The 21,167-nt window shown below is 55.2% G+C and carries 19 protein-coding genes; 7 read left to right on the top strand and 12 right to left on the bottom strand.

The window, feature by feature from the left end; all coding sequences use genetic code 11:
• Positions 1-105: 105 nt before the first annotated feature.
• Complete coding sequence (locus tag CA54_RS16380) at positions 106-504, bottom strand: hypothetical protein (RefSeq protein ID WP_146371883.1); 399 nt, start codon at positions 502-504, stop codon at positions 106-108.
• An 80-nt stretch (positions 505-584) separates the two neighbouring features.
• A complete protein-coding gene (locus tag CA54_RS16375) occupies positions 585-2,189 on the bottom strand; it encodes a HEAT repeat domain-containing protein (protein WP_197532507.1) in 1,605 nt (534 codons plus the stop codon).
• Between the two features lie 542 nt (positions 2,190-2,731).
• Here CA54_RS16375 and CA54_RS16370 point away from each other — a divergent pair.
• The 4 genes from CA54_RS16370 (at position 2,732) to CA54_RS16355 (ending at position 4,865) form a co-directional block, all read left to right on the top strand.
• On the top strand, positions 2,732-2,983 hold the full coding sequence (locus CA54_RS16370) for a hypothetical protein (protein WP_146371881.1): 252 nt from the start codon (positions 2,732-2,734) through the stop codon (positions 2,981-2,983).
• Between the two features lie 64 nt (positions 2,984-3,047).
• Entirely contained in the window at positions 3,048-3,893 is an 846-nt protein-coding gene (locus CA54_RS16365; RefSeq protein ID WP_146371880.1) for a TatD family hydrolase, read from the top strand.
• Between the two features lie 9 nt (positions 3,894-3,902).
• A complete protein-coding gene (locus CA54_RS16360; protein ID WP_146371879.1) occupies positions 3,903-4,403 on the top strand; it encodes an Imm8 family immunity protein in 501 nt (166 codons plus the stop codon).
• A 72-nt stretch (positions 4,404-4,475) separates the two neighbouring features.
• On the top strand, positions 4,476-4,865 hold the full coding sequence (locus CA54_RS16355) for a hypothetical protein (RefSeq protein WP_146371878.1): 390 nt from the start codon (positions 4,476-4,478) through the stop codon (positions 4,863-4,865).
• A gap of 697 nt (positions 4,866-5,562) precedes the next feature.
• On the opposite strand, the gene CA54_RS16350 is transcribed toward CA54_RS16355, so the two are convergent.
• Both CA54_RS16350 and CA54_RS16345 read right to left on the bottom strand, forming a co-directional pair.
• Entirely contained in the window at positions 5,563-7,503 is a 1,941-nt protein-coding gene (locus tag CA54_RS16350; protein ID WP_146371877.1) for an FG-GAP repeat domain-containing protein, read from the bottom strand.
• Positions 7,504-7,554: 51 nt separating this feature from the next.
• The gene (locus CA54_RS16345) at positions 7,555-9,306 is read right to left on the bottom strand and encodes an Nramp family divalent metal transporter (RefSeq protein ID WP_146371876.1); all 1,752 of its coding nucleotides are present in this window, start codon (positions 9,304-9,306) and stop codon (positions 7,555-7,557) included.
• 442 nt (positions 9,307-9,748) lie between these two features.
• Here CA54_RS16345 and CA54_RS16340 point away from each other — a divergent pair, with 442 nt between their 5' ends.
• Positions 9,749-10,471, top strand: a complete 723-nt coding sequence (locus tag CA54_RS16340; RefSeq protein WP_146371875.1) for a metallophosphoesterase family protein — start codon at positions 9,749-9,751, stop codon at positions 10,469-10,471.
• 36 nt (positions 10,472-10,507) lie between these two features.
• Here CA54_RS16340 and CA54_RS16335 read toward each other — a convergent pair whose 3' ends face one another.
• The 3 genes from CA54_RS16335 to CA54_RS16325 all read right to left on the bottom strand — a co-directional run bounded on the left by CA54_RS16335 (position 10,508) and on the right by CA54_RS16325 (position 12,051).
• Complete coding sequence (locus CA54_RS16335; RefSeq protein ID WP_146371874.1) at positions 10,508-11,125, bottom strand: D-sedoheptulose-7-phosphate isomerase; 618 nt, start codon at positions 11,123-11,125, stop codon at positions 10,508-10,510.
• 272 nt (positions 11,126-11,397) lie between these two features.
• Positions 11,398-11,685 carry a hypothetical protein gene (locus tag CA54_RS16330; protein ID WP_146371873.1) on the bottom strand — a complete coding sequence of 96 codons (288 nt, stop codon included), beginning with the start codon at positions 11,683-11,685 and terminating at the stop codon, positions 11,398-11,400.
• Positions 11,686-11,778: 93 nt separating this feature from the next.
• The gene (locus CA54_RS16325; RefSeq protein ID WP_146371872.1) at positions 11,779-12,051 is read right to left on the bottom strand and encodes a hypothetical protein; all 273 of its coding nucleotides are present in this window, start codon (positions 12,049-12,051) and stop codon (positions 11,779-11,781) included.
• Between the two features lie 162 nt (positions 12,052-12,213).
• Between CA54_RS16325 and CA54_RS16320 the strand changes: the two genes are divergently transcribed.
• The gene (locus CA54_RS16320; protein WP_146371871.1) at positions 12,214-14,334 is read left to right on the top strand and encodes a DUF1501 domain-containing protein; all 2,121 of its coding nucleotides are present in this window, start codon (positions 12,214-12,216) and stop codon (positions 14,332-14,334) included.
• A 35-nt stretch (positions 14,335-14,369) separates the two neighbouring features.
• Here CA54_RS16320 and CA54_RS16315 read toward each other — a convergent pair whose 3' ends face one another.
• Positions 14,370-16,154: a mechanosensitive ion channel family protein gene (locus CA54_RS16315; protein WP_146371870.1), complete on the bottom strand. Its 1,785-nt coding sequence runs from the start codon at positions 16,152-16,154 to the stop codon at positions 14,370-14,372.
• 317 nt (positions 16,155-16,471) lie between these two features.
• Between CA54_RS16315 and CA54_RS16310 the strand changes: the two genes are divergently transcribed.
• Positions 16,472-17,440 carry an NAD-dependent epimerase/dehydratase family protein gene (locus CA54_RS16310; protein ID WP_146371869.1) on the top strand — a complete coding sequence of 323 codons (969 nt, stop codon included), beginning with the start codon at positions 16,472-16,474 and terminating at the stop codon, positions 17,438-17,440.
• Between the two features lie 51 nt (positions 17,441-17,491).
• Here the strand turns inward: CA54_RS16310 and CA54_RS16305 are convergent, their stop codons facing one another.
• From CA54_RS16305 to CA54_RS16290, 4 genes are all read right to left on the bottom strand, one after another.
• Positions 17,492-18,406 (bottom strand): DUF6807 domain-containing protein, encoded by a 915-nt coding sequence (locus CA54_RS16305; protein WP_146371868.1) that lies wholly within the window; start codon positions 18,404-18,406, stop codon positions 17,492-17,494.
• A 155-nt stretch (positions 18,407-18,561) separates the two neighbouring features.
• Entirely contained in the window at positions 18,562-18,792 is a 231-nt protein-coding gene (locus tag CA54_RS16300; RefSeq protein WP_145427509.1) for a DUF5989 family protein, read from the bottom strand.
• Positions 18,793-18,848: 56 nt separating this feature from the next.
• The gene (locus CA54_RS16295) at positions 18,849-19,256 is read right to left on the bottom strand and encodes a hypothetical protein (RefSeq protein ID WP_146371867.1); all 408 of its coding nucleotides are present in this window, start codon (positions 19,254-19,256) and stop codon (positions 18,849-18,851) included.
• A gap of 14 nt (positions 19,257-19,270) precedes the next feature.
• Positions 19,271-21,112 carry a carbamoyltransferase family protein gene (locus tag CA54_RS16290; protein ID WP_146371866.1) on the bottom strand — a complete coding sequence of 614 codons (1,842 nt, stop codon included), beginning with the start codon at positions 21,110-21,112 and terminating at the stop codon, positions 19,271-19,273.
• Positions 21,113-21,167: the final 55 nt, after the last annotated feature.

The following is a 21,167-nucleotide window of genomic DNA, read 5'->3' as shown; positions in this document are numbered from 1 at the left end:
AAAGTAACACGATTCCGCGATTGCCGTGGGGTACACGGGGTGCATGGCATTGGACACGGGAGTGACGAACGGCTTGCTTGTCAGCGGCGTCTGATTGCTTGCGGACTATTTGGACTTGATCCCAAACAATTTCGCAGACAGGCCGGCATAGCCTTCCTTTTCAGGGGATTGGGCTTTTTCGCAGCGTGCCAAAATTTGCGGATCAACAAAAATCACCGCCGGCTCAAGTGGCTGGTACAATTTGGCTGCCCTGAGTAACAGCGACCTCTCTTTGCGCGACAGTCCATGCGTGCGACACAGTTCGAGAAACAACGATTTGGCACTGCCGACAAGGCCACTGCGGCTCTTTCGCCATTTATCGAAATAATACAATCCGACCCAAAAGGCGACAATCAATCCCATCCACGTGATGAGAAACAAATTGTCGCTCATCGTGGTCGAGTGGTATGACGAACGGGCGATGTCATCCAGGCTACCGGCGCGGGCGAAAATGTGATTCAACATGTCAGGCCTCGGTTGGGCAGGCACTTGTCTGCGTCTAAACAGGTGAAGATCAGGGATGGCAGGCGGGAGCCTGCCCTACATCATTCGCCGGCGAGCGCATCGGGTGCGGGCGTCGTTTGGAGTCGTTCGATTCCTTGCTGGGCAATTTCTCGGATTCTGGGATTGGAATCGTCCAGCATGCCTTGCAATGCGGTCAATGATTGTTCACCGGGGATTTGGCCCACGACTTCGGTGGCGGTCCGCCGCACCAGCACGTCGTCGTCTTCCAACAGTTGGATAAATGTTTCCGATAACGGCTCTTGCAGCCCCATGGCAATCGCCGCTTGAGTGGCCCGCATCCGTTTACTCCGCATGGGACCGGTCATTTCCTGGCTCAACTTCTGTAGCGCATCGGGATCGATTTTTTGAATCAATATCCCAGCCAGCCGACAGGTCTGTGTGTCCAACAGATCGTATAACGTCAAAATGCGACGGAGATTGAAATCCTCCAATTCTTCACGTGCCGCCTGTTGGACCTGCTCCATTGGGCTGTCCAATCGCTCGATCAATTTCGTGAACGCCTCGGGAACGCGTTTGGCGCGGAGTTGTGAGGTGGCCCATGCCTGGACCTCTTCGTCATCGGATTCCAAACCTTCTTCGATCAACGTATGCATCCGTCCGCCGTCCAACTCGTCGAGCATGTCGGTCGCCGCGCGCCGCGCTTCTTCGCAGCCATGACTGACGACCCATTCGGCGACGTGGAGCTTGAACTCCCGCTTGATCGAAGTCGCATTGACGAATTGCAGCAGCTTGGCATGCAGCTCAGTGGGAATCAGTTCCAACTCCAACGGTTGCGCTTCCAACCAACAGACCGTCTCGATTTGTTTGAAGTTTTTTCGCTGCGAGATCGTCAAACTCCGCGGCCACGTCCGCAGCAAATGGCAGATAAACTGCGGATCGTCGCGCTCCGCCAAACAGCGAAAGGACAGATAACTGGGATGGCTGAGCGCCATGAAATCCACAACCAACTGCATGATGCCGGGATGGTCGCTGCTGCGAAGTAAATCTTCGGCGTGCTTCCGCCGCGGATGTCCGTCTTGCCGCAACATCTTGCGGATTTCACCCACTTCCAGATCGCCCAGAATAAACAGGCTTTCCAACAGACGCTCGAAGCCGGGGATGTGCGGTTGACCGCATATTTTTTCCAAGGCCGAAACAATCCGTAACTGAATCAATCGCGCATCGCGAAGATACTTATTGTCCTTCGTCGTCTGGTTCACATGCTCGTAGAGCGTGTTAGCAAGTTCCTCGACCGTCTCCAAGCAATACCGATGATGTTCCTGCTGCGACTGCTCGGCTAAAAATTCCAACAAGATCGGTACTTGGTCGTAGACCTCGAATTCGCGGATGAATTGCAGCGCGTTGGATTCGAGTTGTTGCTCGCCGGAATTCGCGCATTGCCGCAGGGCCTTGCCCATTGTGCCCGCGTAGGGTTCCAGCATATTGCGGGTCGCGTCAGGCAAGATGTGGAAACGCCGCAATAATTCGACGTGCCCGCGTGGATTGCGACGTTTCAATACCGCTTTGACAGCATGGTCACGAACTTCTTCACGTGGGACGTCGAGCGCAACAATCAACACGTCCAAGGCGTGAGAATTGGTGGTGCGGGCTAGGCAGTCAAACGTTTTTGAAAATCCGTTCGTCATGGATTTGTCACTTACTCGCATCCGCTTCGCTCACAGGAACGTGAGGGGTCGACTTAGACCGTAGGGAGGAGTGCAGGCAGGGTTTCCCCGAGCAGTTGTTGCCTCACACACCGATATTGGATATCTGGACGCCAACAGCGCGCGACCTCACCGCACGACGTGTCTCAAAACAAAATCGTCCTTTCTGCAATTCGGCAATTGCGCCCAAACTCCTCAAATCGGACTTGAAATGCAGGACTTTCGGCTACAACCGTCAACACCGCTTGATTTCCACCCCCGTGCAGCGGAAACTACTAATGTGACAATCTTGTGACACGAATGTGAAACAATTGTAGCGCCCCAATCGGGTAGGCAGTCTCCATTGCCCCCCATGCGATGCGTACTCGCTTCAGATCGCTGGGGAGTCCCATTTTGGGGGGGACAGTGCAGAGTGCTAGTAGTGCGCCAGCATTGCACCACATGACGCAGGGACAATTTCTGCATCCGGAAGATTGTCTCAACAGACGACGTCTGAGAAAGAATTGAATAGAGGAGTAGACTCGATGTCCGCCACGCAGACAGCCGATGAAATCTTGGAACGCACGTTTTTAGAAATACGGGCCCGCGTTTTAGAAGTCGCCGCCGCGCTGGATCGTATCGAACGTGCCGATGATGACAATCATGCGGCTGCCGATCCCCGTGTCCAAAATCTGCGCCGCGCGATCGAGGTGCTCAATACCGAGGGCTTCGACCGCGCCGAACGCGTTCAAATGATTTTCAGCGATGAATACCAACCGGGTTGGAATACCAAATAACCACCCCGTGAGAAAATAGCGCCCGACAAACGGCAACAGCGAGAGTTGAGAAAGCAGCGAGACTATGTATTACATTGATCCCCACGTGCACATGATTTCTCGTGTGACGGATGACTATGAGCGGATGGCGCGGATGGGTTGCGTGGCTATCAGCGAACCCGCCTTTTGGGCCGGCTTTGATCGCGGCAGCGTTGATGGCTTTCGCGACTATTTTCGACAGCTCACCGAATTCGAACCGACCCGGGCCAGCTGGTCGGGGATTCAACACTTCTCTTGGTTGTGTATTAACGCCAAGGAAGCGGAGAACGTTTCGTTGTCGCGGGAAGTGATTGCCATGATCCCCGAATTCATGGACAAGCCCGGCGTGTTGGGCATCGGTGAAATCGGGTTGAACAAAAACACAAAAAACGAAGCGACGATCTTTCGCGAACATGTCGACTTGGCGATGAAGACCCGCGAGTTGATTTTGATCCACACCCCGCACTTGCAAGACAAGTACAAAGGGACGCGGATGATCGTCGACATGCTGCTCGAAGATGATCGTATCGAACCGGAGCGGGTGTTGATCGACCACGTCGAAGAACACACCGTGCGGCTGGCCAAGGAAGAAGGCTTCTGGTGTGCGATGACACTCTACCCGGTGACCAAATGCACGCCGTCACGCGCCGCCGACATCATCGAAATGTACGGCGACGACCGCATCATGGTGAACTCCGCCGGCGACTGGGGCCCCTCACAACCACTGGCCGTCCCCGATTTCATCCAGGAACTCCGCAAACGCGGCATGCCGGATTCAAAGATCAAAAAAATCGTCTACGACAACCCGCTAGAGTTCTTCCGCCAGTCCCGAAATTTCAAGTTCACCCCACCGGATACCTGTGTCGAGGAGCGTGAAGAGGCGCTGGAGTAAGTTGGCTAAATGGGTGGCCCCGAAAGATTCTTTCGGGGCGGCGCAGCCGCAGGAGTTTGTTATAGCGGGAGTACCGATTCGACGGTCCTGCAGCCGATCTGGGGAAAATCAATGACACCAAGACCCTGTGGTGCGACTCGTATTGTGGAAGTCGAAGTACAGCAAATTGACCTAAACGGCTTCCTGGATTGGGAAGAATTCTCCCTCTACAAGTCGCCCGATCCCTATGACGATTTTGCTTGGTTTACACTCACCATCGGCGTGAAAGGAGAAAAAGAGAAAGGCGGTAATAACTTCCAGGTCCTTGTCGCAACGCCCAAGGCCATTTCTCGCATTAAATCGCAGCACGGTGAAGTACCTGGGATCATCGTTAACCACTTTGACCCTGACACGGTGAACGATGAGATCCGACGAGTCGTATCATCGCTACAAGGCCATTCATGGGAGCAATTCGTTGATCAGTTATGCCAGATAATGCACTGGGAATACGAGGGCATGTCTGGTGGATAGTCGCACATCAATGTTAAGAGGCAGTTCTGTAGGTCAGTTAACCGCCTGACCTACTTTCTAAGGCAAATCCAAATGGCACGAATCGCTACCATCTCGAAATATTTCCAAATTGCGTTTCGTCTATTGGCGCTGCTGGCAATAGCGGCTGTGATTTTTGGGTGGATTAATGAACATCACCACGGCAGAGCAAAGGGCACGCCGATTCCATTTCCGAACGTGCTGTTGTGCCTACTCAGTGCAACTGTCGCCGGGCTGATTTGTAAGAGATATTGGATCGAATATGCCGTGCCGTTTGTAGCCGGCGTCGCTGGAGCGCTCGGTATCTTTGAGCCGCTAAGCGGGCCTTACGGCGGCGTGCTGGGATTTCTGGTTGGCTTTTTCATCTTGGTGTTGCCCTTTGATCGAAAACAGCCAGCGCCCCTGAACGGTGATATCGGTCCCGCACAGCGGGAAGCGAAATAGGTTTGGGGGAAGCCCGAATCTGTAGCCACACTACAGCGTCTGCTCACACGTTACGAGTACAACAGCCACCACTTCTAGGTCTTCACCCAACTTGCGTGTTCTTTCACTGTGTTTAAAGGTTTAAAAAACGGTTGTAGGTATATCTAATTTTATTCCATTTTGCACAGACTAGAAAACGCATGGAACACACGATACCAGGAACCGTCAGTGTGAAAGGACGCGAATTCCTTTACATTGAGTCACGTCCAGGAGAGGACTTCCATCGTCTCGTGGATAACGCGATGTCTTCGTGTGAAGATGTGCCTCTCCCGCATTCCGGGGGCGCAATCGAACACAATGTACATTTGGTCCTCCAAGAAGGAGTATCCATGATTGCTGTTTCATTCAAAGGAGACGTGGAAGGATGGAGGCGAAAATTAACTTCGTATTGTGATAGTGACAATCGAATATGGGGAATTGCTGCTAATGCTAAGATGCGACTTTCGAATGGAAAGCAAGTGAATCTGCATGAGAGCAACTTTACATTTGAAGAATGATTGCTTTAGTTATTAGCCCAGTAGGTCAGGCAGCCGCCTGACGCGGTTCACCAGCAACGTCCAACGTCAAAACACACCCTCTATAATCCCCCGTACAAATGCACTTGGCCCCTAACAATCTGCTAGAGGCCAAGTGCAATTTCAGTTTGAAAATCACCGTTTTACTTCGCTAGCGAATTTGACCGGTAATACAAATATCCGTCCTCCGCTCCGATGAGGAAATCGCGAGCGCCTTTGCCGTCCAGGTCGATGGTCGTGGGGCTGCTGGAGTGGCCGGAGATTTTTCGTTTGTCGATTTCGCCGGTGTTTTTTAGCACCGTCTTGTCGTCGCGCGTGCCCATGTTTTTATAAAAATCGGCATTGGTGCTGTTCATCAACATGTCGCGCCGGCCATCGCCGTCGACGTCGACCAGATGGATTTTACGACGGCCGCTGCCACCGGCGCTCCGCTCGTTGAGTCGCAGCAATTTTCCCTTCTCATCTGTGAACACTCGAGCGCCGGGCAACAATTGCAATTGCTCCCCATTTTTTTTGCGCTGGAAAAAGGCGAGGTAGCCTTCGTGGTCGAGCATCACCAGATCCATCAAGCCATCGTCGTTCCAATCGACCATTTCCGGAGTGGTCCGCCATTGAGTGACGAGTTGTTTGCCGCGCGGATTCCACCAGGTCCAAGCCGGTTTGGGAGTCTCTCCCGGCCACTGCACCTCAACCGGTTGAGCAGCTGCTAATTGGGGAGCGGTGCGGGTGCCGATGTTGCGGTACCAGAGAATTTCGCCCCAGATGGAATTGATCATGATGTCCGGCAATTCATCGCCATCCCAATCGGCCACACTCAGGGTCGTGTAACCCCATTTGGATTCACAGGGGCCTTGAATCGAACCGTTGGGGCCGGCTTGAATGCGGATGGTTTCGCCGTCGGCTTGCATGCGAACCGGTGCCGCCCATTTTGTGGCGGTTCCTTCGCCGCCCAGGTTTTCAATGAAACCGATGTAGCCGGCGGTGTTGCCGCAAATCACGTCTTCGTCACCGTCGCCGTCCCAGTCGACACCATAGGGGGTCGACAGTGCACCGAATTTCACATTCTGCGCCTGTTGTTGGAAGTATCGAGGCGGCAGAAATTCCGGCACGCCATCGATGAGCTTCCCGGTGTTTTCCAAAAAGGCCACCCGGCCATCTTCGTCGCCGCAGATCAAATCGAAATCGCCGTCCTTATCCCAATCAAAGGCTGTCGGCGTAATCATTTCCAAGTCCATGGTTAGCTTTTTGCCCCCATGCATCAACGTCTTGCCGGCGGAATATTTCGGCTCGGTGCGCGTCCCCACATTTTCGAAGTAGGTGAAGCTGTCACGGAATTCGCCACACAACAGATCGAGATCACCGTCGTTATCGTAATCGACGAAATTCGGTGAGGGCCAGCCGAAGACCTCCAGCGGCGCGCCGTCGATTTCGATGCGTTTAGGTTCCGCATAAACCGGTTCTTCCGTCGTCGCGCTGTTAGCGATTACGAACACAAACCCGCGCAATGGTCCGCGGGTCCACTCCCCTTTTTCGTTGTAGGCATCGTCCCAGCCGTAGTCGGTCCAATCGCCAACACCCACGATGATATCCAGCGCCCCGTCGCCGTTGTAATCCAGGTACTTCCACTGATTGGCGCGGATTCTTCCCTTAGGCTTGTAAACCTTCGCCGACAGCTGCAGTTGTTTTTCGTCGGAAAGCTGTGACTGGCGAAAGTTTTGATACTCCATAGCGGGCCGCAACACACGCGGTTCACCATCGACATAAGAGACCTGCATATGGTGGTGCCCCGGCCCCAAGCGAACACCCGGTTTGAAAACCGGCATGGCAACGTCGCCGGACGTGTTCTCGAAGAAGTACGTGCCGTTGTAAGGCTTATCCGGACAAGAGACTACCAGGTCATGGTCGCCGTCGCCGTCGTAATCCATGGGCAACGGAAACGCCCACAGTCCGACTCCTAAATCGACCACTAAGTCGGGATCGTTATACGACAGTCGCTGCAATTCCTCGGCACTGGCTGTGGCAGCGGCAGTGTTCAGAGCGGCGAAACAAATGGCCAGACTGAAAATCAAACGACAACGTGTCATGTGAGAATCCTTTGCCTCCGAGATGAGCTCAGAGGGTAATCTGAGTGTGTATCAATCAAACAAGTAGGGTAAAACCGAAAGCTGTAGCGCTTGTATCGTAAAGTAGCCGAAGAATGCGCAGGACCAGATGATCGCCACAAATCGCAGCGGCGTCATGGAGAGACTGCGCGAAAGGATTTTGTTATTCAAATACAACAGCAACACCGAATAAATCATCATCACGCCGCCATTCATCGCTGCCGATGTTTTGAGCAAGAACAACGGTTCCTTGAACGAAGGGTCGATCGTGCCGTACAGCAGGATGCACGAGCCGAGAATGATTTCGCCCCAGAGAAACAGAAAATACAAACGGCTGGCGGACCAGTTTTCATTGTCGCGTAGTAAGTTCACTTTGACGATGTCGGTGGAGATCCGGGCTGTGGCGTCCAGGACGCCTAATTCGGTCGTCAGTAAAATGGCAATGCCCATCAACAAGAACGCGTACTTCACGCCCCCGCCCAGTTGTGTTCCGATGAGCTCCGCCTGCCCCCAAACAAAGCCCAGGCCTTTGCCGTAGCTTTCAGTTCCGGCAACCGGATTGCCGTCGGCATCGTAAAAGAGTGAATACGAAATCAACGTCAGCAGCATCAGACAGATCAGGCAGGTGAGAAAGAAACTGAAGAAGTGCTCAATCCCCGCCGCCCGCCACCAATGCCGCCAACGGGCCATGTTTTCGTCGGTATGTTTGAAGTGATACCCGACGTCGCTGATTGCTTCTTCTTGACCGGTGAGCGGGCTGGTGATGCGGCCGATGTATTGGCCCATGCCGTAGCCTTTGTCTTTGATGAAATTACTCTGCCCGAGATTCATCGTCCCCCCTGCCCCTGCAAAGGCCAACGCGCCGAGCAAAGCCATCGTCCCCAAGTCGGCCGATTCAGCAGGCATTTGCCCGAAACTCATCGCGCCGGTCAGCATCTGCTCAATCGCATAGGGCTTGATGATCATGATGCCCAAGCCGATAGCGGTCACGAAGATCAGTCCGACCAGAATGGTTTGTATGCGTTCGACGGTGTTGTAGACCACAGGCCCAGCGGTCAGAATCGCGCCCACGATGAAGAGTCCAGCGATGCCGAGGTAGGGAACGTATCGCGCATCGTAATCCACCCCCTCTTTGTTGGTGATTTTAGAAAACACCTCATCGACCGCCTGTTGAAACTGCGGCGCATTGCTGGCTGCAGCCAGTTGCTCTTGTTGTTCGACAGTCATCGGTCCACTCCAGGTGAGCAAGCCGGAGCCCTTGCCGGTTTCGCCATACGATATCGCCGCCAGCTGGGTCAGGCCCGGGGGGACTTCGGCATTAGAAACATCCGCGAATTCCGCTTCGGCCCGAATCACCGGTCCGTAAATCGACCAACTCAGCATGGTCCCCGCACCGGTGGCCCAACCGGGCCAAGCCCAGGGGAGGATGTTCATGAGTAGCATCACCGGCACCCAAATGCGACTCAGGCGACAGAACCCGGTGATCGCGCTTTCACCCGTGACGAGCGTCCAGCGTTCGATCTCCATGTTGAGGAAATACTGTGTAATCACCCCCAGCACGCAGGCCCAAAAGAAAATGAACCCCGCCTTGTAGACGATGTAGGGCCACATCACGAATTCCCCGGACCCGAGCGACAACCCGGCCAGCATGATGCTCGGGCCGATCATCTTCTTCCAGGAAATCGGCCGGGGCATATCGCGGTAGCGCAGCGGCGGCAACGTCCGGTGTGGGATGACTTCGTCCGGGACGAGTTCATCGGGCGGAGGATTCGTCGCGTCACTCATATCGATACGGTTCATTTATTGGACAGAGAGGCCGATGTTCTTGTTTCTTAAGAGAACCCGCCATATTAACCGCGGCGCAGGTGAAACGTCCAGCGCAGCGACTGGAAACTAAGATTAAACCCCATGCTGTTTGCACTTGTTTGCACTCCGGTAATTTAGACAAACCCTGTGATATTCTCGAACTATGAAGACCAGCCCAAGAATACCCAGGATCCGACACATTTTATTTGCAACTAGTTGCATCGCCTTTAGGGCAGCCCTACCGCGACTGAACAGCAATTCGCGTTATGTTGCTGATGACACACGACTAGGTGCGGGGTGATCTCGTAAACTCTTCTCTTGTTGCACTTTGCGGGATCTGGGATAGTCCGAAATTCGCAGTCGCACGCTAGCAATCCAAGCAGCCACCCACAGGGCATTACCGCGATGGGGCATGACCGCAATGGTGATTGAACAACCCTGCCGCATTGTGGCGATTGGCGACATCCACGGATGCACGCATGCGCTCGACGCGGTGTTGGCTGCAGTTGACCCCCAGCCCGACGACACGATTGTTTGCCTGGGCGATTTTATCGATCAGGGGCGCGAAACGAGGGAGGCCATCGACACGCTGATCGCCCTGAGTCAGCGATGCCGAGTGATCATGCTCAAGGGGAATCACGAAGAGATGCTACTTGCTTCGCTGGGCAGTGAATCGGCCAAGAATTCCTGGCTGATGTACGGGGGCGTGCAAACGCTCAATTCGTATCGATTCTGTGGCGGCATCGACGTGATCCCCGCAGCTCATCTCGACTTCATCCGCAGCTGCCGCGACTATTACGAAACGGACGACCACATCTTCGTGCATGCCAACTATTTGGACGATGCGCCACCGGAAGAGTGGCCCGAGTATGTGCTCCGCTGGTCACTACTCGACGCCCCCCTGCCCGGCCCGCACATGTCGGGCAAAACGGTTATCGTCGGTCATACCGAACAGCGCGATGGCGAAATCCTTGACCTGGGTTACGTCAAGTGCATCGACACCGCCTGCTATAACTATGGCTGGCTGACGGCGCTAGATGTCACCAGCGGCCAAACCTGGCAAGCCAGCCGCTGGGGCGTACTACGCGAATCACCAAAAGAACCAAAACCGCAGCGCTGGCCATTGGCAATGGGTGCAGACTGAGGCGTTGTTGCCGTCTCTTAGCTCGACGCCGACAGGTTATTTCGCTGCTGCTTCATAGCGTCCGCAGCTATTGATGCGGGCGTAGCAATCGTTCAGGACCCAGTGGAAGGCGATCAGGTGTACGCATTCGACCATGCCCATGTCGTCCAGCGGCACGTGCAGATTCTTTTGCCCTAGCCCCTGCAATTTGCCGCCATCGTAGCCGGTGATGCCCCAGGTCGTCAGGTCGTGCTTGTTGGCCCATTCGACGGCGTTGAGAATGTTCGGGCTGTTGCCGCTGCCGCTGATGGAGATCAACACGTCGCCGGCGGAGGCAAAGTTTTTGAGTTGCTCGACAAACACGCGGTCGAACCCTTCGTCGTTGCCCCAGGCGAGGATGTAGGGGGTGTTATCGGTCAACGAAAGCACCTTCAGCCGCTTTTTGTCGTCGTTGAGAAAGTCCTCGCGATTGAGCGTGCTTTTGCCGAGATCTTCGCAAAAGTGCGACGAGTTCGACCCGCTGCCGCCGTTGCCGATGATGAACACAAAGCGATCGTTTTCGTAGGCTTCGTAAATGTCATTGCTCAGCCCTTCGATTTGGCTCAGGTCGAGCGTATCGAAGACTTCGCTACAGCGGTCCAGGTATTCTTTCGGATTCAGTGTCGCACCCAACATGGTCGTGGTCTTTCTGCTTTTCTGCTTGCGAAATATGTTTTACCCCCCGGCAAAGCCGGGGGCTGAGAGATCGTTAATTTGCCGAAACGCCCACCCCGTAGCCCCCGGCTCTGCCGGGGGGTGATTCGCCCCTAGGGTCCGCACAGCGGACTCAACGACTGCAGGGGGGGATTTCACCGGCGAACGCATAATTTAGCATGTTTGCCGTCGGCGGACCAGTTTGCGGGCGGCTCACCCGTTACCTAGCTGTAATGTAATTTGAATTGCTGATCTCACCAGCCGGGTTCGTAAAAATCTGCGTTGACAGGGCTGTAGACAATAACATTCTCACTGCGAACCTTCGCTTCCACCCACGCTAAGGGAAAAAATACTATACTCTCTGTTTTACTTTTGAATCTCCGGGTGTGGAAAGTAAGGTCATTATGCATGTCTGGCATAAAGAGTTGTGAATACTCCCCCAACAACAAGTACCCACCCACATACGGCCCCACCGTCACCAGCAACGCGACAATCGCGTAAACAACCAAACTCTGCCACCATTTCGGTTTATCCGTCGTCATGGGTCACCTTTTGAGTTACGACGATACCGGGCTGGACCATCACGAACAGTCGTATAAAAAGCTTCGGATATTAGAGAGTCGTACAGTTTGGTTTCACCGACTGGGGTAATAGACGTCATGACCATTTACCGACCAAAGAGTTACCAATGTGCCCCGTACTTTGGCCTCAATCCATCCCATCGGTACAAATGCCCGCCGTAGAATGTCATGATCGAAGTCGCGAACGCAAATGCCAGAACTGAGCGGACTTCCATGGGAGTCGCTCAGCAAGAAATACCCGCTCACGTACGGTCCCACCGTCACAAGAATCGCAAGGACCGAGTAAACAACCCAACTCCGCCGCGATTTTTCCTTATCAGTCGTCATAGTACACCTCCGTGGTTCTTGACGTAACGACAACACTCCGGCTGCCTCGCCCCGACAGTATACCACGACCCAATATTGCCGTCCGCCTCGGTCGCCGATATATTAGTATTCGTTGAAATGTCCAGCCAATGACGGCCGACTTACGGGAAAGTGGTGACTTCTATGTTCTCCATCCACGATACGCCCCATGCCTTGTGTGACGGGATTTCCCGTCGCGAGGTGCTGCGTATTGGGGGGCTGAGCACATTCGGGCTGACGCTGCCCGGTTTGCTGCAAGCAAAAGAACAGTCCTCGCTCGTCACCGACGATCCGATGTTTGGACGGGCCAAGAATGTGATTTATGTCTGGCTGCAGGGCGGTCCGCCGCAGCATGAGACGTTTGATCCCAAGCCGCACGCTCCGCTGGAAATCCGCGGCCCGTTTCAACCGATTCAAACAACGATCCCCGGTGAGAACTTCTGCGAGTTGCTCCCCCGCACGGCGCGGATCGCGCATAAGTTGGCCATCGTGCGTTCGTTGGCGACGGATAACAACATCCACTCCTCCAGCGCCTACGAAGTGCTGACCGGATATCCCTATCGCGGGCCGAACGCGCGCACGATCACACCGACCGACTGGCCGTACTTCGGCTCGTTGGTCAAAAAACTGAAACCGAGCGAGCGGCTGCCGGCACTGTCGACGGTCTGGCTGCCGGACATTATGCGGCTGAATGAAAACGTGACCCCCGCCGGGCAGACGGGCGGATTTCTCGGACGGCAATGGGATCCCGACCGCTTTAAAGGAGACCCCAACGATCCGAACTTCGAAATCGAAGGCATGAACCTCACCGGCATTGAACCGCTCAGGCTGAACCAGCGGATTTCGTTGCTCAAACAATTCGAACAACGCTTCGACACGATCGAGCGCGATCGCGCCGCCGATGTGTATGACACCTTCCAAGGCCAAGCACTTGACTTGCTGACCAGCGCACGGGTGCGCGAGGCATTTCGTATTCAAAACGAACCGGACCAAGTCCGCGAGCGCTACGGCCGGACCAAGTGGGGGCAATGCTTGCTGCTGGCGCGTCGCATGGTGGAAGTCGGCGTGCGGTTGGTGCATGTAAACTGGACTCGCGAACCGGGCGACTCGGCTGTCGACAATCCGATGTGGGACACGCACGCTCAAAACGCCGACCGTGTTGAAGACGTGTTATGTCCGATGTTTGATGTCGGCTTTACCGCTTTGATCGATGATCTGGATCAACGCGGTCTGCTGGATGAAACATTGGTGGTCGCCATCGGTGAATTCGGACGCACGCCGAAGATCAATAGCTCCGGCGGCCGCGATCATTGGGGGCCGGTGTTCAGTTTTGCCATGGCTGGAGCGGGGATCTCCGAAGGGCAGGTCTACGGCGCCAGTGACAAAACCGGCGGGTACCCGGCGCGCGATCGGGTGAGTGGCGGCGACGTGACGGCCACGATCTTCCACCTGCTGGGGATCGACCACACGACACGGTTCAAAGACACCGAAGGCCGCGAACATTCGCTCACCGGCGGCCAACCGATTTATGGCTTGATGGGCAACGAACCGGCACTCAAAAAGCCGGCTACCCCGGGCGGCAACATCGCCCGGGTCCCGATGTACTCCACCGACCTGTTGCTGGATAAGGATTGCGCTGGCGAGATGCCGTTGATGCCGGTGACCACCGGTTCGCGCCCCAAGGGCTGGCGAGCTGCCCCTCTGCCGGAGGGGAAACCGGAAAGCGCCTTCGCAGTGCGTCACATCGTCAGCAACGATGCGCACCATGTCGCCCTCGGATTTGGTGGCGAAACCGCGGTGACAATTCCCGCCGACGCGACGGCATTGCTGGCCCAAGAGATGCGCAACCCACGTGCAGGCTCCTTCCAAATGACGGTCCGCGCCTGTGCGACGGCGGCCAGTGAGCAAGCCTATCAAGAGTTGTTCGCGAATCATTTCCGCTGCCGGATGGTGATGTTTCGCTTTGCCGATGGAGACAAGAACCCCACGAAGCGGCAAGAACTCGGCACGCTCGAATTCCAACCGCCATTTTCCCCAAGCGGCGCTCCGCACTACAGTAGCTTCGAACTCACCCACCGCCTCGACAGCCCCGCCCCCGGCGCAAACTTCAGCATCGGCCGCGGCTTAGCCATCGCCGTGCTGCTGGAAAAGACGTCCCCCGGCGAACTAAAAATCCCCGCCGGCACGCCCCCGGTCTCATTGTGCATCGACCGCGTTGATCTGCGGTTCAATAGCCGTGTGATCAATGGTGATGTGCAGGTTTGAGGGTTGCGCAGGAAAAGCCGTCGCGTCACAGCGGCTCAAACCTCATCGCTTTCACCCTGAGCCACGCCTTGTTTGCCCGTGTCGGACATTTCAACCGTCAGCGTCCGCTTGGCAAACGGGATGTGCTCCGCTTCAAATTGCTGCATAAGTTGCAGATTGAGTTTTTCGCTGAAGGCGAGGTATTCCCAATAGTCGGGCGGGTGATACCAGTAGATCACTAAAATACCGATTGATGCCGGGTTAATGTCCCGCAGATATACTCGTGGCGGAAAATCTTCTTTCATTCCTTCATGATCTTGGAGCGCATCACGAACGATCTCCAAAGCGCGATTGATTTTGGCGACGGGTGTAAAGGAAGGCATTTCGATCGTCGCCGCACGTCGTATATAGGGACGGCGGCCGATGTTTTCGATGTCGCTGCGGGCCATCTCCTCGTTGGGAATCGAAGCTTGATGGCCGTTCAGCAACCGAATCTTGGTGGATCGCAAACCAATCTCTTCCACCAAGCCATCGTAGCCTTTAGTAACAATCCGTTCCCCAACCCGATACGGCTTGTCCAGCGTGATCATCACGCTGCCGAACACATTTTTGAGTGTGTCTTGCGCGGCCAATGCGACCGCCAACCCGCCGACCCCGGCACTGGCCAACAATGTGCTGAGCGGAATCCCGAACCGCTGCCCGCCCTCTAAAAAGACGATGATCGCTGCGACAATGCTGGCCACGCGGCTAACGAGACGCACGAATTGCGCGTCCAGTCCCCGAGGCTGAATCCAGGGCGTGGCAATCACCAACGCCGCAATACGATTGCCGGCTCCCAGCAATACAACGATCAACGCAAAAAAGAAGACTAGACGTAATGAAAACCCCACGACTAACAGCACGGTTCCGCTAACACGTATCTGTTCGCCAATGAAATAGACCGCAGCCAAAGGAACCAACATCGCCGCGACAGGAAATGCAATAGTTATCAAGTACCGCATGACGTTGGACCGAAAGACGTGCGCACGCCGTCGACCGAACACATAAATTGTCAACATCAGTCCCAACGCCGCCACCAACGTGAGAATCAGAGCCACCCATTGCCACACCGCTTGACCAAACCACCGCGCGCGAGCCCATGACGGCAATGCTCGTATCCACGGCCGGGGCAACATCCAGCCCGGTTCGGCGAGGTAGAATTGAATCATGTATGGTGTCACCATCTCCTTGTCCTGGTACGGAAGGTCTTTGACGATCGTATAAAAATCCACGGCCCGCTCCACGGTCGCAGGAGTGAACAGGAATTCGCCTTCATGAGGACCTTCGTTGACCCGGGCGATCGTGATTTCCGTGTCCGGAATCGTCCAACGTGTGAGTTCCTCAGTCGCGACTTGCTCGGCATCAGGCCAGTCATCCTCCGGCGGTAACTCGATTCGATCGAGTACCTCTTTCAGACAGACTGCGGCTTCCCTGCCCACGTTGTAGCGAACTGACTCCGGAACGTCCCTCAAGTCCAGACAACGCGTGGCACGGGCCGATAATGCGCGGCGTGTTGCGTCGCTGCGAAATCTTCTGCCTTCCCCATAAAAACGACGATGCACCTCATCAAACGTCTCCAAGAAGCTCGTCAAGGTCGCCCGCGGACTCGATGTATCGGCCGTCTTGAGCGGATGGGGATCCGGCGATTCGACGTCCTGCGCAAACAATGGGTTAGCGCCAATAGTGGCTAGCGTCGCGAATAGGCAAAAGGCGAAGTTTGAGGAGCGGCTGATTCCCAGTTGCGGCAAGTCACGTACCGGCAAATTGTAGGTCAACCTCGAAAATCGCTTGAATTGCAGCACGATGCGGATTCCCCACTGTTAGGACTGGTTGCTTAGCTCGCGATGATGCCAATGTTTTGCACGTCATGCATTTATCAGCCTAACGGGTTGTGTAAAATTGTAAAACCAATTGCGGTGTTTCGATCTCGACTCGCCGTGAGCCGACAGTTTTATGAAAGATTCGCCGCTCAGCGTCAGACTGACGTTTGCTTATCCTTGGCGATGTTATGTTCGCCGCTGTTGCTCATTTGCCGCGTCGCCTATAATGTACCCTCTTCAATTCCTTCTATGAATTCCCGCGGCACGGGCTGCAATCACCGATCAGGACCAACCATCTCATGTCACATTGCCTCGTTACCGGCGGCGCCGGGTTTATTGGGAGTCATCTCACGGAACTGTTGCTTGCCGATGGGCATGAAGTGACCGTGCTGGATAACCTTTCCACCGGTGAGCAGGGGAACCTACGCGGCGTGAGTGAGCATCCACGGTTTCGCTTTTTGGCCGGGTCGATTACCGATCCGGTGATGATGAGCGAAGCGGTCAGCGGTGTTGACGCGATTTATCATCTGGCCGCTGCCGTTGGAGTGCGACTGGTTGCTGAAGACCCCGTTCGCACGATCGAAACCAACATCTATCCCACTGAAGTCCTGCTGCGTTTAGCGGTCCAAGGGGGGCAGAAGTTTTTTCTCGCCTCGACCAGCGAAGTCTACGGCAAGAATTTCAAGGAATCGTGGGCCGAAGAAGATGACCTGCATTTTGGTGCCACGACGCGGCCCCGTTGGGCATATGGTTGTAGCAAAGCAATCGATGAATTTTTGGCGCTAGCGTATTCGAAAAAATACAATCTGAATGTGGTGATCGGCCGATTTTTTAACGTCGTCGGGCCGCGGCAGGTCGGGAATTATGGGATGGTGATCCCCCGCTTTGTCGATCAAGCGTTGGCGGGTGGGCCAGTGATTGTTTACGACGATGGCGGGCAAGAACGTTGCTTTGGGCATGTCGGCGAAGTGGCCGGCATCGTCAAGGATCTGATGGACGAACCTTCGGCCGCGGGAAATGTGTTCAACATTGGCAGCGATCAATCGGTTTCGATTCGAGAGTTGGCCGAATCGGTCGTCGCGAAAATCGATCCCAAAATCGCGATCGAATACATTCCCTACAGCGAAGCCTATGGCGACGATTTCGAAGACATCCGCCGCCGCGTCCCCGATGTGGCCAAGTTAGAAAAAACGCTCGGCCGCAAACCGGTCATGCCGCTGGACCAAATCTTGGATGACATCATTGCAGCAAAACGCGCTGACATTTAGAGCGGGCGTTCTGAGGCCAGCAGGCCCTCAAACGAAAGCGTGTTTTGCAGATCAAACCTCACGGCGCTGTACCAGCACCCGATAGGGCGGCAGGGCTTTGATGACTTCGTAGGGGGGACTTGCGGTGTAGTCGTTGAAGAGCGACTGCGCGCGCTCGTTGTCGACGGCTCCCGCATGGGCATGGAGAGCGAAGCGTAATTCGAGCGGTTGGTCCTTGGTGATTTCGATGCCGTTGTGCATGCAGACCGACGCAGCCATCCAGCCATCCTTGCGGACGTGCCAACTGTTGGGCGTGTGGGGGTTCGCGGGGTGGCTGAAGTAGGTGATACCTTCGGTGATCTCATCAGCAATCGGCCCGCTGTAATCCAACCATTGGGCCGGTTTGCCAAAAATGTCTGCTTCGCCGATTGCTCCCTGGCTGTTGGTTAGTTGTCCGCCGCCGTAGGCATTGCTGATCGACTTGGCCATCCGCACTGCCAAAAACGCGAAGTTGGTTTTTTCCAACAGCAACGAATTCCCAGTCGGTGTAAAGCGGGTTTGCAATTCAAGCCAGGTTTCCCCGTCGGGGAGAGGGCGCAAGGCAGCGAACAGTCGTTGTTGCATCAACTTCGCCGCATGTCCATCGTACCAACCGATGTCGGTGACCATCACCGCTTCTTCATCGCCATCCTGGTAATGCACCCAATTATCTTGCCGCGCGCGATTGTTGTTGTTATCCCCCCAGAAATTCAGACCGGCGACTTTGTGGTGCGCGAACCAGATCGATTTGTGATGATCATGATCCGGCGCCGCGGGATGTCCCATCCGGGTGAGTGGTTTTCCGCTGGGACCGAGCAGAGGATAAAAATGCGGCCGGGTATAGCGGCTCCCCGCATGCCACCGCAGTCGTTCAGTCCCCTCGACCTCAAAGGAGACCTGAGAATCGGCAATCGGTACGGCTTGCACTTTGGGGATTTTGTAGGTCATGGGAGATGCCGGGCTGACGGAAGTGGTTTGACGAAAGACAAGCAACGAAGTCGGCGTTGGAATGGGCGCAGCATGCTCGCCCCACTCGAGCGGACGAGGGTGAACGGGGTTCGGCGGCGATGCGGCAAACATCGCCGGGATGAACGCGGCGACTGTTAAAACAACGTATAGATGAACGGGGCCGCCCCGGTGGACCCCAATAGCACCAACAGTCCAACCAAGCCCAAGACGGTGACGATGGGAATCATCCACCACGCCTTGTTTTCGATGATGAACATGCCGAATTCTTGCACAAGCGAAAGCGGCTTTTCCTCGCCAGCCTGTTCGAATTCAGTTTTCGCTTCGGTGTTTGATTCAGTCGGTTCAGGTTCGGCCTGCGGCGACATGCTCAATTTTCCTTACCTGAGATGTGGATGCCAAGCGGCATGACCACATTTGTATGTTACGTTTGGCGGTAATACCTGGTGGCATCGCGTGGTTGCGATTTTGGTTGCCAGTAACTGGCGGAGCTACGCGCGGTTTTCAACTGCAGGGCATCGCGGCGCATCAATCGGAAGATGATTCCGATGGGTAGAAAGACTCCAAAATAGACACAAAGCATTCCCAATTCCCCGAGCACCAATCCCACCGGAATGGCCACGATCATCATTGCCAAGAACACCGGTTGGATTCCGCGCGGCCAAACCAGACCAAGAATTGCCAGCGTCACTCCCACGACAGCCAATGCCATGATGACCGAACTGCTGCCGCCCCAAAGCCATCCGAGGCAGGGCAAGGCGAACGCACAGATGCCGCCGAACTGCCGCAATTTTCGGCTCGTGGGCTGCCAGTCGATCTCAACAAGTTTCATAGGGCTGCCTGCTGTCAGTCCAGTTGGAATTGACCAAGGTGTTCGTTGCGTTCCGCTTCGCTCATTTGCTGAGGCTGTTGTGCTTTCAACAAGACGTGTCGCCCGAGGACCAACACATCCATATCGGTCGCCATAAAACAACGGTACGCATCTTCCGGAGTACAGACAATCGGCTCGCTCCGCACATTAAAACTGGTGTTAATCAGCACCGGACACTCGGTCTTTTGATAGTAACACGTCAGCAGTTGATGAACCAGGGGATTGCGGTCACGGTCAACTGTCTGCACACGTGCGGAGTAATCGACATGCGTGACCGCTGGAATTTCTGACCGGCAAAAATTGAGTTTGTCGATCCCAAAGGCCTGTTCTTGTTCCGGACTGGGTGGCGTGCGGATGTCCGGGTGCACGGGGGCCACCAGCAGCATGTAAGGGCTGTCCTCCTGGGGCCGCATTTCGAAATAGCGATCGACATATTCCCGCAGCACGATCGGGGCGAAAGGGCGAAACGATTCTCGGAATTTGATTTTCAGGTTCATGAGGGACTGCATCTTCTGGCTGCGGGCATCCCCCAAAATGCTGCGTCCGCCCAGCGCGCGAGGTCCGAATTCCATGCGTCCTTGAAACCAGCCGATCACGTTTTGCTGCGAGATCAACTCCGCCACTTCTTCGCAAAGTTGTTCATCCGAGTCGCAGACTTCATAAACAGCGTTGTGCTGGGACAACGTTTGCTGGATCTCGGCCTCGGAAAACTGCGGACCGAGAAAGGACCCGTGCTGCTGATCGGGCGTGCTTGGCGTACGCGGCTTTTCTAGTAGTTGATGCCAGATAAACAACGCCGTCCCCAAGGCGCCCCCGGCATCTCCAGCTGCGGGTTGAATCCAAATGTTCTCAAACGGCCCTTCGCGGAGAATCCGCCCATTGGCCACACAGTTTAAGGCGACGCCTCCAGCCAGAACCAAGTTCTTCAGTCCGGTCGCCTCATGAACGTGTTGCGCCATGCGGAGCATGACCTCTTCGGTGACGGCCTGCACCGAGGCCGCCAAGTCCATTTCGCGCTGCGTGACCTCCGACTCGGCTTCACGCGGCGGGCCGCCGAATAGTTTATGGAACTTTTCCGACGTCATCGTCAGGCCTTGGCAATAGTTGAAGTAGCTCATGTCCATGCGAAACGAGCCGTCCGCCTTCAAATCCAAGACATGTTCCAAAATCCGGTCCTTGTAAACCGGTTGTCCATAGGGAGCCAGTCCCATGACTTTGTATTCGCCGCTATTGACGCGAAATCCCGTGTAGTAAGTCAAGGCGGAATACAACAGGCCCAGCGAATGTGGAAAGCGGATTTCATTTGCCAGTTGGATGTTATTGCCACGACCGACGCCGAAACAGGTTGTCGACCATTCGCCGACGCCATCGATCGTCAAGATGGCTGCTTCTTCAAATGGCGACGGAAAGAACGCGCTGGCAGCGTGCGACTCGTGGTGATCGGTGAAGACAAACCGCCCCGCATAGCCCCCCCCTAGACCGCGACTCAGTTCGCGCGGTAGGTGTAGTTTCTGCTTCAGCCACAGCGGCATGGCTTGTCGAAACGAGCGATATCCCGCCGGGACAAAGGCGAGATAGGTTTCCAGCAGTCGTTCAAATTTGGTGACCGGTTTGTCATAAAAACCGACGTAATTCAATTGCTCGGGTGTGATGCCCACTTCGGCTAGGCAATAATCGACCGCGTTTTGCGGAAACGCGAAGTCATGTTTAATGCGGGTGAAACGCTCTTCTTGCGCAGCGGCGACGATTTCTCCGTCGATGATCAGCGCGGCGGCCGAATCGTGATAAAACGCCGAAAGGCCCAGAATGGCGGTCATGCGAATCTCAATTATGCCTGTGCTAGCCGGGATCAGGATTGCGGCGAGACCACGC

It is taken from the genome of Symmachiella macrocystis (assembly GCF_007860075.1).
In the GTDB taxonomy this organism is placed as follows: domain Bacteria; phylum Planctomycetota; class Planctomycetia; order Planctomycetales; family Planctomycetaceae; genus Symmachiella; species Symmachiella macrocystis.
Note: the sequence above shows the minus strand (reverse complement) of the source record. Positions and strands in the feature narration are given on the sequence as shown.